The following is a 16,011-nucleotide window of genomic DNA, read 5'->3' as shown; positions in this document are numbered from 1 at the left end:
TTCGGCCCACGGACTCGGTAGGGTGGCGGCACCAATGCGTCGGTCCTATTGCCAGGAAGTGGTCACCATGAGCGCTGCTACCCCCGCCGGAGGCGACACCATGGCGGCGCGTACCTGGCCCGACGTACTGAGCACGCTGCTCGCGGGCGAGGACCTGAGCGCGGACGCCACCGCGTGGGCGATGGACCGGATCATGCGCGGTGAGGCCAGCGATGTGCAGATCGCCGGCTTCGCGGTGGCGCTGCGGGCCAAGGGCGAGACCGTCGAGGAGATCTCCGGTCTCGTGGAAGCGATGTACGAGCACGCCCGGACCATCGAGGTTCCCGGGGCCACCGTCGACATCGTCGGTACGGGCGGTGACCGGGCGAAGACCGTCAACATCTCGACCATGTCGGCAATCGTCGTCGCGGGCACCGGCGCCAAGGTCGTCAAGCACGGCAACCGCGCCGCGAGCAGCGCCAGCGGTGCCTCGGACGTGCTGGAGAAGCTGGGCGTCAACCTGGAGCTGCCGCCCGAGCAGGTTGCCGCGATGGCGGACGAGGCGGGCATCACCTTCTGCTTCGCGGTCAAGTTCCACCCCGCGCTGCGGCATGTGGGTGTGGCCCGTAAGGAGCTGGGGGTTGCCACCCCCTTCAACTTCCTCGGCCCGCTCACCAATCCGGCCCGGGTCGCCGCGCAGGCCACCGGGGTGGCCGATGCGCGGATGGCGCCGATCATCGCCGGGGTACTGGCAGCGCGCGGCTCCTCCGCGCTGGTCTTCCGCGGGGACGACGGGCTGGACGAGCTGACCACCACGGCGACATCCACCGTGTGGGTCGTCCGCGACGGTGCCGTACGGGAGGAGAGCTTCGACCCGCGCGACGTGGGCATCGAGCTGGTTCCCGTGGAGGCGCTGCGGGGCGCGGACGCCGCGTACAACGCGGATGTCGCGCGTCGGCTGCTGGAGGGGGAGCGCGGGCCCGTGCGGGACGCGGTGCTCTTGAACGCCGCCGCTGCATTGGTGGCACTGTCGCCGGGTGCCGGTTCGCTGCCCGAGCAACTTGCGGGGGCCATGGAGAGGGCCGCGGAGGCCATCGACTCGGGGTCGGCCCGCGCGGTGCTGGAGCGGTGGGTGGCCGCGAGCAACCGCTGACCCGCTGGTGGCGGGCCGCCGTCGCACACCGGCCGCACCCTGCGTGCCCCGAGGGGCGCCTTTCGGGTGCGGCCCGGTGGCCCGGTGGCCCGGCCTCAGGCTTTGGCGGCGGATTCCAGGGCGGCGATGTCGAGCTTGTGCATGCCGAGCATGGCCTTGGTGACGGCCTCGGCCTGGGCCGGCGCCCCCTCGTCGAGGAGCTCGAACAGCCGGCGGGGGACGATCTGCCAGGAGACGCCGTACTTGTCCTTGAGCCAGCCGCACGGGCCCTCCTCGCCGCCGTCGGCGGTCAGCTTGGCCCAGAGGGTGTCCACCTCCTCCTGGGAGCCACAGTCCACCTGGAGGGAGATCGCCTCGGTGAACTGGAACTCCGGGCCGCCGTTGAGGGCGACGAACTGCTGTCCCGCCAGCTCGAAGAGAACGGTCAGCACGGAGCCGGCCCTGCCGGGGGCCACCTCGTTGTGCGCCTCGTTGTAGTGGGTGGTCTCCAGGATGCGGGAGTCGTCGAAGAGCGAGGTGTAGAACTTCGCGGCCTCCTCGGCCTGCCCGTCGTACCAGAGGAACGTCTTGATCTTCTGCGGCTTCATGGTGCGACCTCCTGGTGGGTCGGTGCGATGTCTGTGGATACAGACCCGCCCCGGCGGCAGAACTCATCGGCCGGTGCGGACATCTCGTTCTCCACCCCACCGGGACGGGCCGGTGGCACCTCGCGACACTCCGGACCCGCCGGGCGGACTCCGCCGACCGGCCCAGTGGCCGAGGACCGTGCCTGTCGATGGCACGGTGATGCAGCTCATCGCCGTCCACTGGAGCATTGTGAGGCGTTCGCCGAGCAGGACGAACCCCGCGCAGCCCGCTGCGACCGGTTCCAGGGACTGGAGCACACCGATATGCGGGCGGGGAGCAGCCCGCTGTGCCCCAGGCAAGTGCGCAGGAACTGCTGCCCCACAAGGCTGCGCCCCAGACACTCAACAATCGGATGTCCGAAGCCTGACCTGCAGGTGCTCCCATGGACTGGACTGGGCTCTTGGTTGTTGCTGCCGTCGGCAGGCGGACCCAGGCACGGGCTTCACGCTTCGTAGAACCGGCCGAATTATTCGAGTGCTCCGGGGCCGCTAGCTGTTTCGCGCGCTGTTACTGATCTGGGGGCCCGGCAGCGGTCGTCCAGGACGGCGGTGACCTGAGCGCCGCTCGGGCTCGGGTCCACTCCCTCGACGATCCGGCCGTTCAAGCGTTCATCGATTCCCCGTGTGTTGAGGTGACGCATGGAGTGCGATGACGTGAGGCGACGTCAGACCTCGGACTCCTGCGGCTTCGGTTGTCTGGTCACCCACCATCGCTGACGCTATGGGTCGTGAACCTCACGGGCTCGCGGAGTGCCGCCGCTGCTCCGTCGAGGTCGGCCAGGCGGGAGGCGAGCGTCGCCTCTGCCAGGCGCTGCGGAAGGGCCGCGCTGAACTTCAGGCCCGTCAGAGCGCGGGGGTCCACCGCGGGCAGGCAGAGGTGCTCGGAGCCCTCCGCTGCGGCCTGCTTCCACTCCCGGGCGGTGATGTCCTCGCGCAGCCTGACGTACGCGTCCGTGGGGCGCTGTAGCGGGTCGGCGAGGGAGGTGAGCGTGGCGGCCAGGGTGGCATTGGCCCGGTATCCGGCCCAGGTCCACCAGCGGACGTTCGTGTCGCGCCTGCCCCGCATGATCACCGTGCCGGTGGGGCACACCAACTCGGCGGACGCGTCGCGAGCCTGCGCGAGGGCGCCTTTGGCGCGACGGGTGAGGGTGACCGGTGGAGTCGCGCCGAGCAGTACGTCTCGGGCCGCCTGTGCCAGTTCGTACGAGGCGGCGCGGGCGAAGCCCATCCCGCCCCAGCGGGCCCTGCCGCCGCCCTCCACCGGCTCGACGAAACAGCGGCGCCGTGACCAGTCGATGTAGGTCACCTGCCAGCTGCGTCCAGCCAGCAGCAGCCGTCTCGGTCCGACCACCTCGTCGGTGAGCAGTCCGGGATCGGTCGTGCCGATCAGGGTGCGGCCGGACAGCACAGTGAATTCGGGCGGGGCGGTGAACACCGCGGTGAGATCCATGAAGTGGCGGAATCCGAAGCGGCGTTCCGCTTCCGGACCGATGAACATCAGCCCGTCATCAAGGTCCACGTAGCCCTCGTCGATCAGGTGACGCACGATCGGCTCCGCTGAAGCACCGAACGGGCCGAGCTCGCTCCACCACTCCCGCCACAGTTGGTCCCCGACCCGGTGCTCCTGAAGACACAGGGCGAGGACTTGCTGGGCCGCGATGTGCCGCGGCTCCGGGGGCGCGACGACCGGTTCTACCCAGCCACGGGACCAGAGCAGAAGAAGGGCGGCCGCCGACAGCAGACCCGCCTCGTCCACGGCCAGGAAAAGACAGTTCCGTGTGGAGCCGGGGCGTCGTCCGGTGCGGCCGAGGCGCTGCAAGAACGAGGCAACCGTGGCGGGTGCGTCGATCTGGATGACCCGGTCCAGGTCACCGACGTCGATGCCGAGCTCCAGTGTGCTCGTGGAGACGATCACACAGTCGCGGGCCTCGGCGAAGGCCTCCTCCGCACGGCGCCGTTCGTCTACGGAGAGTGAGGCGTGGGACAGAAAGGTGGTCACGCCCTTCGCGCGCAGCGTCTCGCCGAGCTTCTCGACCTGTCGGCGCGACTCGCAGAACACCAGCCGCTTCTCGCCCCGGTGCAGGGCTGCGATCACCGTTGCCGCGTTGGTCAGCGAACCTACATAGTCCAGTTCTATCTCCCCGGACGGAGAAGGAGCCGGTGTTGTCTCACGCAGGTGCGGAGCGACTACCCGAGCGGTGCGCTTGCCCGCCCCGGACCCCTGCAACCACGTCAGCAGCTCGTCCGGGTTCCCCACCGTCGCGGAGAGGCCGACGCGCTGGACTGGCTGGTCGACCACGCGCTCCAGCCGCTCCAGTACGGCCAGCAGGTGCCAGCCCCGGTCGTCACCCGCGAAGGCGTGCACCTCGTCGACGACGATCGCCCGCAACCCCGAGAAGAAGGCCCGGTGATCGACGTTCGCGCTGACCAGCATCGCCTCCAGCGACTCGGGGGTGGTCAGCAGGACATCCGGCCGTTCCCGCAGGATCCGCTTGCGGCGCGTCTGCGGAACATCGCCGTGCCAGAGCGCGGTCGTGCGCCCGAGCCATGAGGTGTACGTTTCCAGCCGGGGCAGCAGGTTGTTGAGCAGGGACTTGAGCGGACAGACGTACAGCACCGAGGTGCCGGTCCAGCTCTGCTGCTCCATTCTCGACAGCAGGGGGAAGCAAGCGGCCTCGGTCTTCCCGCCGGCGGTGGGCGCGAGCAGCACGGCGTCCGATCCTTCCAACAGCGGTGCGATCGCTTCCTCCTGAAGCGGCCGCAGACCGGGCCAGCCGAGCGAGTTCACGATGTGGTGGACCAGACCTCGGTGCAGTCGGTCCAAGGGAGCCGGGCCTTCGGTCGTGTCCGTCACGGAAGCTCCAGCGCGATGTCGTCGGCGCTTCCAGCCGCGGCGGCGTTACGCTCGACCTCGCTCAGCTCCGCCGTGTTCATGGTCGGGACGTAGTGCTCGCGCGGGTCGAAGTCCTCGAACTGGTCGATACGGTCCAGGACATCGCCGACGAGCTTCTTGAGGAACAGCCGGGGCGCGATGCCCACCTTGCCGCCCAACGCTCCGCCTACGGCCTTGGCCAGATCGGCGATGTAGGCGTCGTCCGCGATGGCCTTGATGCGCTCCGGGCTTGACGATCCGCTCGCGTACAGGTCGCGGATGGTCAACCCGAGGCCGACGAGCGAGTCGAAAGTGAAGCCGGAAAGGCGCAGTTGCACCGCGCGGGGATTGTCGAAGCGGGGATCGGTAGTGAAGTCGGTGGCCAGACGCTGGGCCAGGGGGGCCAGACGCTGTACACCCTGCTGACCTTCGAAGAAAGCTGAAGTTCCCGTGATCATCAAATAGAGTCCGGGGAAGCGCCCGGAATGCACCTCGTCGATGAGCTGGCGCAGCGCGTTCAACGCTTTATCACGTGCGTCGGAGCGGACCCGCTGAAGCGTCTCCACCTCATCCAGGACGACGAAGAGCCCCGCGTGCCCGGAATCGCGCAGCACTGTGAGGAGGCCCTGCAAAAAGCCGAGCGCGCCGAAGTGGTCCAGATCCCCGCGCACCCCGGCAGCCTTACGGGCCGCTGCGGCGACATGCGGCTGCCCGCCCAGCCAGGCCATGACTGCTGACGCGGTGGCTTCGTCCCCCGCCGCCAGAGCGTTCCGGTATCCCCGCAGTGCGATGGCGAACGAGGGGGCGTGCCGGGAGACCTCGGCGAGCCGGGCCGTCATCAACCGTTCGACCTCGTCAGGCAGCTCCTCCTCTGCCGCTCCGGCGGCCAGGGCGTCCTCTTCGAGGGCGTAGGACCACGCGTCCACCACGGGCCGCAGGGCGCTCGGCGGAAAACCGGGGGTGGCCAGCCGTTCGGTGAGGCGGCGGTAGACGGTCTCCAGCTTGTGCAGAGGTGTCTCGTTCTCGGAGACCTGAATCTCGGCGACGGCGAAGTTACGGCGCTTGGCGCGTTCGCCGAGCCACCGAGCGAAGAATGTCTTGCCGGATCCGTACTCACCTCGGACCGCCTTGAAGACGGACGCCCCCGACGCGACGGCGTCGAGTTCCGTGTCCAGAGCCTGCTCGAACCGCTGCAGACCAGTTGCGAGAAGATCGAGTCCGCTCTCTGGGACGGCACCGCGCCGCAGGGCATCGATCACGTCACGGCGCCGGGCAGCGCTGACGGGTCCGCTTCGGCCGGGGCTGTCTGCACTCACCCCATCAGTCTCGCACTGCGGCGGTCGGCTCGGGCGGCCTGTCGCAGCACTTGACGCGCAGTTGGTCACTTGATGCAATCGTCTGTTCACACCGTTCAGCCTCAATCGGGGGGAAGACCCAGCGTGGCGCTCGACAGCCTGAATCTAGGCGCTGTTCTCAAGGACGTCGCATCCGGAGCCCTTCAGCTCCCAGATTTCCAGCGAGACTGGAAATGGGACGACGAGCGGATCAGGGCCCTCATCGCGACGGTGACGCTCGACTACCCGCTCGGCGTCGTGATGGCGCTGCAGACCGGCGGCACCGCGCAGTTCAAGCCTCGTACGCTCAACGGTGCTGAGGGCGCAGAGGGGACCATGCCGGAACTGTTGCTCCTTGACGGGCAACAGCGACTGACCTCCCTGTACCAGGCCCTGTACCGAAACCGACCGGTTGAGACCGTCGACGGGCGAAACAAGCCTCTTGAGCGCTGGTACTACATCGACATCACCAAGGCCATCGGTGCACCCGCCGACCGTGACGATGCCATCGTCTCCGTACCCGAGGACCGGATCCTCAGGGGTGACTTCGCTCGCAAGGTCGTCCGCGACCTGAGCACGGTCGAGCAGGAGTGCGCGGCAGGATACTTCCCGCTCCACCTCGCATTCCACCCCCACCTTGTGAACCAGTGGCTCCAGGAGTTCGTGAAGGCCGATTCGGCGAACTGGAGCGTCTGGAGTGAGTTCCAGCAGCTTGTTCTGAACCACGTGCAGCAGTTCCAGGTACCGATGATCAAGCTCTCGGCTTCGACAACGATGGACGCCGTTTGCGCCGTGTTCGAGCGTGTGAACACCGGTGGTGTGTCGCTCAACGTCTTTGAGCTGCTCACCGCCACTTACGCGGGCAATCAGGAGCATGTCGCGGAGCGCGGCGACTACTACCGGCTCCCGGTCGAGTGGGAGCAGATCAAGAAGGATCTGACCTCCTCCTACCCGGTGTTCGGCCGCATGGAGGCTGGTGTCGAGGACGGCCTGAGCAGCAGCGACTTCTTGCAGGCGGTGGCTTTGGTCCGCACCTGGGAGGAGAAGCAGGCCGGCCAGCGCAGCTCGGTGGCCTGTAAGCGTCGCGACCTGCTGCGCCTGCCCCTGGCAGACTTCCGACGTCTCGCGCCCCGCGTGGCGGAGGCGTTCAAGTGGGTGGGGTCCTTCCTGGAGCAGCAGTGCATCGTCCGCACCGGCGACCTTCCGTACCGTACCCAACTGGTGCCGTTGGCCGCCGTTCGTGCCGTCCTCGAAGAGGCACTGGACACGCCTGGCGCGGATGAGCGGATCGCCCAGTGGTACTGGTGCGGCGTGCTCGGTGAGATGTACGGGGGATCGACCGAGAGCCGCTTCACACGTGATGTGGAGCAGCTCATCGGCTGGATCCGCGGCGAGGAACGGGCCGTCCCCGACACGATCACCGAAGCCGCCTTTCTGGACGACCGGCTGGACAGCCTCACCACCCGCAACAGCGCTGCGTACAAGGGCGTTTACGCGTTGCTGGTCAAGCAGGGTGCAGTGGACTGGTACTTCACCGAGGCCCCCCTCACTGCCGGCCGTCTGCTCGAGTACAACGTGGACGTGCGACAGATTTTCCCCAAGGGATGGGTCGCCAAGCACGCTCCTGAGCAGGCGAAGAAGGCAGACTCGATCGTCAACAAGGCACCGCTTTCCGCCCGAGTGAGCCGAAGCCTTGTGGGATCTCCCGCCGTATACCTCAAGTCGCTCACGCTGGAGTCCGGGATGCGACCGGAGTGGTTCGACGATGTCCTCGCCACGCATCTCATCGATCCGTCGGCTTTGCACGAAGCGGATTTTGAGCGTTTTTACGAGAACCGGGCCAGGCAACTGCTCGACTTGGTGAGGTCCGCCATGGGCAAGCGCACCGTCTTCCGTGACACGGCGGGCTGGTGAGTGAGACATGTCGCAGGCACCGTCCGAGGAGCGGCTTCGCGAGCTCCAGGGCAAGATGATCCCGGTTGCCGAGCTTCTCACGCTCTTCGGCACGCGAGTGAGAAACGACCAGTCCGTACTGTTCATCACGCAGACGCTGAAGGATGCCGGGCTTTCGACCGTTCCCTACTTCGCGAACTGTAATGGCCGGGCTCATGTACATATCGTGCCCCTCGAATCAGTGGCCGAGCCGGATCAGGAGCCGGACGTTCAGGGTGGAGAACAAGAGGGGGACGGGCTGACGCCCGGAGCGCTGCCCCATCAGTCCTTCCGGATCGGGGACCTTCCGGCCTCGCATAGCGGAGTCGATTCCGTGCCGCCCGACGCGACGGTGACTCAGGCCACGTACCTCATGCGCACCAAGAACTACTCCCAAGTTCCCGTCATCGAGGGGATGACGACCCTGCACGGTGCGGTCACCTGGAGTTCTGTGGCCAAGATGTATGAGACCAATGCGGCGACGGGGCTGGTGAACGCAATAGTGGACGATCCGCCGATCGCCGACTCCCGCCAGGACTTCTTCTCCCTCTTGCCCATCATCAGTGAGTACGGGTACGTCCTGGTCCGCGACAGCAGCGGGCAGTTCACCGGCATCGTGACGGGCGCGGATATCACAGAGCGCTTCGACGCTACGGCATGGCCCTTCTTCGTTGTGGGAGAGATCGAGTTCCGGCTCCGCAAGTGTCTGGGGACGGCCCTTGATTCGGACAATATCCGGGCGGTGCAACCCAACAACAAGAAGACCGGTCAGATAACCGATCTGATGTTCAACGGCTACGTGAAGCTTCTTGACGGTCACCAGCAGAACCCGGCACTCCGCCCTCTCGCCGACCAGAATTGGCAGGCCCTCGGCTGGGCGGGAGTGGACCGGGTCCAGTTCGTGCACCAGCTCGACCGGGTGCGGGCGATCCGCAACATGATCGCGCACTTCGACCCCGAGCCGCTGTCGAAGAGACTCAGCGACGAGCTGCGCCAATTCGTCGGGCTGCTGCGGCAGCTCACCTGACATCGGCCGTTCGCCGCGGGGCCCGTTACATCAGTTCAAACTGGTCCCGCAGCAGCCCCGTGTGCAGCCGCAGCGTCCGGCCGTCCGGCAGGGTTTCCAGCACCTGCACGCCGTCGTGGTTGAGCAACTGCCGCAGTACGGCGGCGAATCCGTCGGCCGCCCTGGACGCTGGCAGGCCGATCCGCTGGGCCAGGGCCGTCACAGGGAGCGTGCCGCCCGCGTCCAGCAGGGCCCGAACGGCCTTCTCCACCCGGGGCAGATCGGGCTTGCGGGCGAGCAGCTGCACCTGCGCGGCGAAGACCTCGGACGCCAGCAAGCCGCTGACCAGTGTGTCGTCGGGGGACACCAGCTCGGCGGAGAGCAGGGCATCCTCGTTCTTCGAGGGCCCCAACGCCACCTCGAAGAGCGAGTCGTGGCTCCTGGCCAGCTCGACGGCCTGCTTCGACGGCGCTTTCGCGGGGGTGGCGGCTGCGACAGGCCGTACGGGCGCTTGCTCGGAGGTGTCCGGGCCAAGCGACCACCACGGCGGCTGCTGGCTGCCCAGCTCGCGCCAACCGCTCGGCGGCTCCGCGCCGAAGGGGAGGAAGGCGAGCACCGGGATGGCGACCTCGGCCAGGGAAGCACCGCCGTGGTGGCCGGCCTTCTGCGAGGTGTAGCGGGAGTCGGCGTCCCACAGCGCGACGATCTCCCCGCCGGAGTCCGGGGCGACCACGCGCGGTCCCGAGAGAGCGATCTCCGTCTCGGCGAGCGCGCCCCCACCGGACCGGTGCCGGGCGGATTCCACACGGTCGGGGTCCGCCTCGACCCGCACCCCGTGCCGGTCGATGACATGGCCGTGGTCGCTGGTGATGATGACCGCTCGGCCCTGGGCGGCGGCGAAGCGCAGCAAGTCCTGCAGCCGCCCTATGTCCGCGAGTCGCCAGGCGCCGTCTCCGAGCTTCTGCTCAGTGGCGAGCCGGTCGTCGACGGTGTTGAGCACAACGGCTGCGTGCGTACGGTCACTGACCAGCGCTTCGTGCAACTCGGGTCCGAGAGGGGCACCGCTGGTGTCGCCACGCAGGTCGTCCTTGTGGAAGACGGCGGCCCTCTCTTCGCCCCAGAAACGGTGCTCCGGGAAGAGTCTCTTCTCGTCTGCCTGGGTGCCATTCGTGAGGCGGGCGGCGAACAGAGAGGTTCGCGACACGGCCGTCACGGTGGGCAGCGCGGCGGCCATCGCCCGGCGCACGGGAGTGTCCTTCGCCTTGGGCAGCGGATCGTACTCCACCCAGTGGGTGCGCAGTTCCTCGCCGAGCTGGGCGGCGATGGCGGCGCTCATCCCGTCGAGCACCAGAAGCAGCACCCGGCGCTTCCCCGCTTTCACCACGGGGGCGACGACCTTGGGCAGGAAGGTCTCCACCGTCAGCATGTCCTCCGGGGGCCTGCCGCCCGCCGTCCAGGCCGCGAGGGAACGGGCGAAGTGCCGGTTGATGTCGCGACGGCGGTCGCGTACGGAGGTGCCCAGAGCGTCGTAGGCGGATTTCAGCGTCGCATCGGGGTCCCCGCCGGATTCGATGTGGTCGAGTGCGAGGTCCACCCAGCCGGTGTCGGAGACATGCCGGCCGATGCTGTCCTTCACGCTCAGGCTCTCCGCCTCGCTCTCCACCGCCGGCCGGGCGGAGAGCCAGCGGGTGAGCCGCTGCGCCATACGCGCCCGTTCGATACGGGGCCGGACATCGGATTCAGGCGCGAGCCGGTGGTCGTCGAGCGCCGCCACCGCCTGTGCGATCCGCACCTGCTCTCCGGCCAGCAGCGCTTCCCCGACGCCGGTGAAACGGGCCTCGAGCCCCGCGGCCAGCAGGGGGCTCGTACGGATGGCCTGCTCCGCGCCGAACTGCCGCGCCAGGGAGGCCGCGCGGTCGCGTGCGGAACCGGAGAGGCGCCGCGCGGATGCCGCCGACTCCTCGTGGACCGACCGTCCCGTCAGCAGCAGCCCCGAGACGAACTCCTCGCAGGATCGCCCGAAGGCCGCCACCAGCATGTCCAGGGCCTCGCCATGAGCGGGAGGCTCCTCCCCGAACCAGCGCTCGGCCCGCCCCCGGGCCCGGTAGTTCTCCGCGTCCGCAGCCGCGTCAGCATGCACCCACAGCGCGGCGCAGACCAGGCCGAAGGCGACAGCGTCCGGCCCATGCTCGGCCTCGACCAGGGCAAGCAATGCCCGTCCGGCCTGGCCCGCCTGGTCCGACGAGCCGAGGAACTCACGGATACCGGCCCGCTCGGGCGCGCGCAGCGCCAGATAGCGGTCCGGGCCGCCGGACGCCAGCGACCACTGCAGAAGCGCGTGGATGTCGAGTTCGTCGCCGTTCGCAGACAGGGCATGCCGCTCGTCGCGATCCGGGTCGTACCGGCCGATGCCGAGCCTGCGAAGCGTGAGTTCGCTCAGTGCCTTGTTCCGGGACAGCACCCCGCCCGGAAGCCGCGGCCAGCCGCCCGGCGGGGTGGCATCCAGCAGCGCCTCGGCAGCCCAGTTCTCGTCCACCAGCCGACGGTCGGTACTGACCGCGCCGAAGGATTCCCGGACGACGTCCCACGTGTCCACCGCATTGACACGGTGCCGGTGCACTTTGGCCAGCAGGTCGGGGCCGAGTTCGGCCTCTTCCCGGTCGGTGAGTACCACCAGCACATTGGGACCGGGCGCCGCAGTCGCCTGGTGCGCCAGCACCAGCTCGTACGCGGCGAGCGGCGAGGGCGCCGTGGCCACCGACGCGTGCCGATGCTCGCCCCACGCCAGCTCGGCCGGGCCGTCCCAGCGCGGCGCGGCGCGAAGCAGTACGGCGCGGCGCTTGTCCGGGCTCAGGCCGCGCTGGGACGCCAGGTACTGGGCGATGGTGGCGGAGTTGAGCCGCACCGCACTGGTGATGGCCTTCGCGCTCGTGTTCGTCGTCGTGGTCGTCACCGCACACGCCTCGTTCCGCTCATTCCACGACCCGCCAGCTGATCTCGATCGTCACGTCGGGTTCGGTGGCCGTCAGTTCGTCCAGTTCGGCCCGCAGCTGGGCGATCGCCTGAGATGCCTTGGCCCGTCCGCCGCCCGACCGGCGCGCCGTACGAGGACCGGGGAGCGGGTGGTTGGTGGACACCGGCGGCTGGGCGGTGTCGTCGCTCAGGCTCACCGCGTTGGGCTCGGTGAGTGGGGCCACCGGGGACGCGGGAGTCGAGTGAGGCGCGGCCGGTTGGGGTCGTGCGGCCGCCTGGCTGCGCTCGATGACCGAGACGATGGACTTCCGTGCGTCCCGCAAGGCGTCTTCCAGCCGCATCGTGCGCTGATCCGCGCGCGCCGCGCCGCGCAGCGCCTCCAGCACCGCCTCGCCCTGCGGCCCGTAGTTGGGCGCGAGCTTCAGCATGTCCCAGGCCGCGACGACCAGCGCGTCGGCGACGGCCTTCGCCTGCTTGATCGAGGCCCCGTAGCGGCTGGCGGACACCTCGTCCAGATCGAATTCGGCGAAGGAGGTGATGACCTGCTTGGCAGCCGCCGAACCTCCCGCTGTGCTCTCGGAGAGGTCGCGCAGCTCCTTGAGCAGGTCACGCGAGCGGCGGGCGAGGGTCAGCCTGCCCGACGCGGATTCGTCGGCCCCGTCCAGGCCGAGCAGCTTCGCATGCTTCTCCAGCTCCTCGACCAGCGTGTCCACATGCGGCTTGTACTCGCGGGCCTTGGCGGTGATCTGCCGGGCGAAGTGGCTGACCAGTCGGCTGCGGCGCAGCTTCGGGGGCTGCTCACCGAAGATGTCCCAGAACCGGCGCCCCGCCTCCTCCCAGACCGTTTCGTCCGGCAGCGGCTGGGAGCGCAGGCCGTCCTGGGGCTTGATGGCCGCCAGTTCGGGCGCGGGGTCGAGCAGCGACCCGGCGCGCACCCACACCCGGTCGTCCATCTCCGCGTACGAGGCGATGACCAGGTTGACGAGGAAGGTGTCGAGGCCCATCCGCTCGGGCCGGTCGATCCACTCGGCCAGCTTGACCACGCTCAGGTCGCCCGGACCGCCGTCGGTGCGGGCCTGCAGGTTGAAGTGGTCCACCCAGCGGCTGGAGAGCCGGAAGAAGACCTCCTTCTGCTGGCCGAGCCCGAGGGGCGCGGCGATCCGCCGCATCAGCATCCGGTCCTTCGAGACCACCTCGACCTGCCGTTCGGCGGATTCCGCCGCCGCCCGGATGTACCCGAACACGGTACGGGCCTGCACAGGCGCGACCGCCGTGCTGGTGCCGTCCGGGTCGAAGTCGGGGTGCGCGGGGAACTGGTGCGCCAGCAGCTTCTTCACGATGTGCCGGGCACCGTCGGACAGCGTCTGGCCGATGGAGACCTTCAAATCGGGCATGTCACGCAGCGACTCGAAGTGGTCCTCGAAGGACACATCGACATCGGACGCCTTCTTCTCCGCACAGCCATACGCCTGCTTGAAGGCCGCCGTCACCGTCTTGACCAGGGACTCCCGCTGCTCTTCGAGGAGCACCCTGGCCCGTGCGCGGTTGTCGGCGTTGAGGTGCTGGGCGTAGTGGGTGTCGAAGCGCCGCTGGTCGGCCAGTGCGTAGTCGATGACGACCAGCTTCTGGAAGTCCTTGTAGCGGGCGGCCGACAGATAGGTGGGGATCCAGCCCACGGTGCGGGGCCCGGTTCCGGACTGCTCGCGCAGCCCGCGCAGCCGGTTGACCGCCTCGACGGAACCGTGCTCGCTCTCGTGGTACGGCAGGTCGATGACCAGTCGCCACAGCCCGTCCTGGCTGGGGGAGAACTCATGGTCGGGCAGGTTCTCCTGGTCGTTGACATCCCCGATGACGACCTCTGCTGTGCGGTTCGAACCGCGCCAGACGAGCGTCAGATCGTCCGCGCTGCCCAACCGCTCGTGCACGTCCAGCCCCAGCTCCTTGGCCAGAAGCCGCCTGGCCAGGGCCCGCCGGTTGGAGCGGTTGTTGTTCACGTTCGCATTGGCGATGACGGAGTCGACGTCCACCCCGGCGAGTTCAAGCCGTACGCCGGGATTCAGCTTGGTGCCGGTCGCCTTGATCTCCACGAAATGCGTGGCCCACTCGTCGACCTTCGCCTTGATCATCCCGACCTCAGCGCCGGGGATGGGGGAGAGGACCGAGCCATGGTTGAGCGCGCCGAGCCGCCGGATGGTGAGATCGCGCAGGGCGGGTACGCCGGGGGCCAGCGCGGACAGCAGCAGCGTGCACATCAGCCGGTTGTCGCCGACGAAGCCCCGGCAGCGTTCGAGGAGCTGCTGGTCGGTGATGGTCTCGCGGCGGTGCTGGTAGCGCTCGACGTCCTTCTCGTCGATCTCGTACGTCCCGAGGAGGTGCGGCCTCAGCTTGGTCCGGTACAGCTTGTCCGCGACCTTGAACTCCACCTTCAGTCTGTCCACGAACGGCTTGTCCCCGCCGTCGGCGATCACGGGGTAGAGGTCGCCGAGCGGGATCAGATTCTCCAACGTCGCGTCGTCCCGGTGGTTGGCGAGGAGCTGTCCCATGAGCTTCAGGCCGGTACGGGAGCGCTGGAGCGCGGAGGAGATGTGGACGAGCGTGTCCATGAACGCGGGGGAGAAGGGGTACGTCAGCCGGAACGACTCCTCGTCGGCCCCGGTGGTCGTCTCGTCCGAGCCGAGCAACACGTCCCAGATCTGCGGGCCCACCCGCTTGACCTTCGCGAAGGCGGCGTCCAGCTTGGCGGCGGCCTCCGCGTCCTTGGGGGTGAGGAGGCGCGCGTGGGCGATCTGGGGGAGGTTGCGGTCCTCAAGCGTGATCTTGTCGAAGCGACCCGAGGCCAGGTTCAGACTGTCCTGGATCGCGGTCTCGGCCGCGCCGGAGGTCTCCTCGCCGACGAGTTCGCGCAGGTCGCGCTGGCGGGCGATGAACGACACGATGGGAATGGCACGGCGTGAGTCGGCGCCCTCCACGAAGTTGGTGATCTTGTCCGTCTCGCGGGAGACGAACTTCGGGTCGTGGATGCGGTTCGCGAGCCACAGGATCAGCTCGTCGAGGAAGAGAATCAGCCCGTCATAGCCAAGCGACTTCGCGTGCTCGGCGATGACGGCGAGGCCGGCGTCGAGGGAGACGAACCCGTGCTCGTCCTCGGCCGCGTTCCGGGCGAACCCCGGGAACCAGGTCATGCTCGCGTCGTGGACGAGCTTCGCGCGTAGCTCGGCCGGGGTGCTTGGGTTGACGAGGTTCAGGTTCACCTCGCCGCCGTCCAGCTCCTCGGCGGCCAGCGCGGCGTCGAGCAGTTCGGGTGTCCAGGTGAACGGATCGCCCCACTCGTCGTCGTCCCCGTCGTCATTGGCTGCGCCGGGGGTGGGGGCTTCGGCGAGACCGGCGATGAAGGCTTCGTCGCCGACGCGCCGGCGGTGGGAGCGGATGTCCTCGAAGAGGGAGTCGGTCCGGTACACCTGCGGGGTCGGGGCGTCCTTGTGCTGGGGCAGGGACTTGACGTGGCTGACGTAGCCGCCGAGGACGCGCTGCTCCAGGGACTTCGCGCCGAGCATGTGGTACGGGACGAGCAGGAACCGCTTGCCGTCGGTGCCCAGCCACTCGTGCTTGGTCAGCACCGGGTCGAAGTCCCCGCGGCTGCGGACGGCCGTGTCGCCCCGGAGGAGGGCGTGGAGAACCGCCATGAAGTGGGACTTACCGGAACCGAAGGAGCCGTGGAGATAGGCGGCCTTCGAGGTGTGCCCGTCGAGGGACGCCTTGATGAGGCTGAGCGCTTCGTCGAAGTTCTCCAGGAGGCGTTCCGTGACGACGTAGTCCCGCAGCGCGCGGGCGGCCCCCTCCTCGGTGACGGCCTCGGCGAGCTTCAGCACGAAGTCGGAGGTGGAGATCGACGTCTTGATGTCGATGACGTCGCGGAGGAGAGGTGCCGTGCCGGTGGCGTTCGGGGCCATCTGTGTCTCGCTTCTCCTGGTTCCTGCGTCCTGTGTGCGCGTGAGCGCGTGGGCCTGGACAGCAGGGTCTCCCCCCTGGCCCGGGGCGGCGACGGTTACGGGTGGTCTCCGTGCGGCCCCGGTGTGTTGTCGTCAGTCGTCGTGAGACGGCTGCGGCCCGTCCACGATCGTAACGGTTTGGATGGG

General features: G+C 68.6%; 8 protein-coding genes. 3 read left to right on the top strand and 5 right to left on the bottom strand.

Going from position 1 to position 16,011, the window contains the following annotated elements; genetic code table 11:
- Nucleotides 1-67: 67 nt before the first annotated feature.
- Complete coding sequence (trpD, locus tag ACTWP9_RS17660; RefSeq protein ID WP_443247133.1) at nucleotides 68-1,132, top strand: anthranilate phosphoribosyltransferase; 1,065 nt, start codon at nucleotides 68-70, stop codon at nucleotides 1,130-1,132.
- 95 nt (nucleotides 1,133-1,227) lie between these two features.
- Here the strand turns inward: trpD and ACTWP9_RS17655 are convergent, their stop codons facing one another.
- The 3 genes from ACTWP9_RS17655 to brxD form a co-directional block, all read right to left on the bottom strand.
- A complete protein-coding gene (locus ACTWP9_RS17655) occupies nucleotides 1,228-1,719 on the bottom strand; it encodes a VOC family protein (protein ID WP_443247132.1) in 492 nt (163 codons plus the stop codon).
- 739 nt (nucleotides 1,720-2,458) lie between these two features.
- Nucleotides 2,459-4,612 carry a DEAD/DEAH box helicase gene (locus tag ACTWP9_RS17650; RefSeq protein WP_443247131.1) on the bottom strand — a complete coding sequence of 718 codons (2,154 nt, stop codon included), beginning with the start codon at nucleotides 4,610-4,612 and terminating at the stop codon, nucleotides 2,459-2,461.
- The gene (gene brxD, locus ACTWP9_RS17645; protein ID WP_443247130.1) at nucleotides 4,609-5,946 is read right to left on the bottom strand and encodes a BREX system ATP-binding protein BrxD; all 1,338 of its coding nucleotides are present in this window, start codon (nucleotides 5,944-5,946) and stop codon (nucleotides 4,609-4,611) included. The genes ACTWP9_RS17650 and brxD overlap by 4 nt, the downstream gene beginning before the upstream one ends.
- 123 nt (nucleotides 5,947-6,069) lie before the next feature.
- On the opposite strand from brxD, the gene ACTWP9_RS17640 reads away from it, so the two are divergent.
- Nucleotides 6,070-7,878: a GmrSD restriction endonuclease domain-containing protein gene (locus tag ACTWP9_RS17640; RefSeq protein ID WP_443247129.1), complete on the top strand. Its 1,809-nt coding sequence runs from the start codon at nucleotides 6,070-6,072 to the stop codon at nucleotides 7,876-7,878.
- A 7-nt stretch (nucleotides 7,879-7,885) separates the two neighbouring features.
- The gene (locus ACTWP9_RS17635; protein WP_443247128.1) at nucleotides 7,886-8,923 is read left to right on the top strand and encodes a CBS domain-containing protein; all 1,038 of its coding nucleotides are present in this window, start codon (nucleotides 7,886-7,888) and stop codon (nucleotides 8,921-8,923) included.
- Nucleotides 8,924-8,948: 25 nt separating this feature from the next.
- Here ACTWP9_RS17635 and pglZ read toward each other — a convergent pair whose 3' ends face one another.
- Both pglZ and pglY read right to left on the bottom strand, forming a co-directional pair.
- Entirely contained in the window at nucleotides 8,949-11,855 is a 2,907-nt protein-coding gene (gene pglZ, locus ACTWP9_RS17630) for a BREX-2 system phosphatase PglZ (RefSeq protein WP_443247127.1), read from the bottom strand.
- Nucleotides 11,856-11,874: 19 nt separating this feature from the next.
- Nucleotides 11,875-15,825, bottom strand: a complete 3,951-nt coding sequence (gene pglY / locus ACTWP9_RS17625) for a BREX-2 system ATPase PglY (RefSeq protein ID WP_443247126.1) — start codon at nucleotides 15,823-15,825, stop codon at nucleotides 11,875-11,877.
- Nucleotides 15,826-16,011 lie beyond the last annotated feature (186 nt).

Origin of the sequence: Streptomyces sp. 3N207, from assembly GCF_052246355.1 — a bacterium.
Lineage (GTDB): Bacteria > Actinomycetota > Actinomycetes > Streptomycetales > Streptomycetaceae > Streptomyces.
This window is presented reverse-complemented; position numbering and strand designations above follow the sequence as displayed.

What these genes read in the sequence shown, in the direction of transcription:
- trpD (WP_443247133.1), top strand. Translation starts at nt 68, where the DNA reads ATGAGCGCTGCTACCCCCGCCGGAGGCGACACCATGGCGGCGCGTACC.
- ACTWP9_RS17655 (WP_443247132.1), bottom strand. Translation starts at nt 1,719, where the DNA reads ATGAAGCCGCAGAAGATCAAGACGTTCCTCTGGTACGACGGGCAGGCC.
- ACTWP9_RS17635 (WP_443247128.1), top strand. Translation starts at nt 7,886, where the DNA reads ATGTCGCAGGCACCGTCCGAGGAGCGGCTTCGCGAGCTCCAGGGCAAG.
- pglY (WP_443247126.1), bottom strand. Translation starts at nt 15,825, where the DNA reads ATGGCCCCGAACGCCACCGGCACGGCACCTCTCCTCCGCGACGTCATC.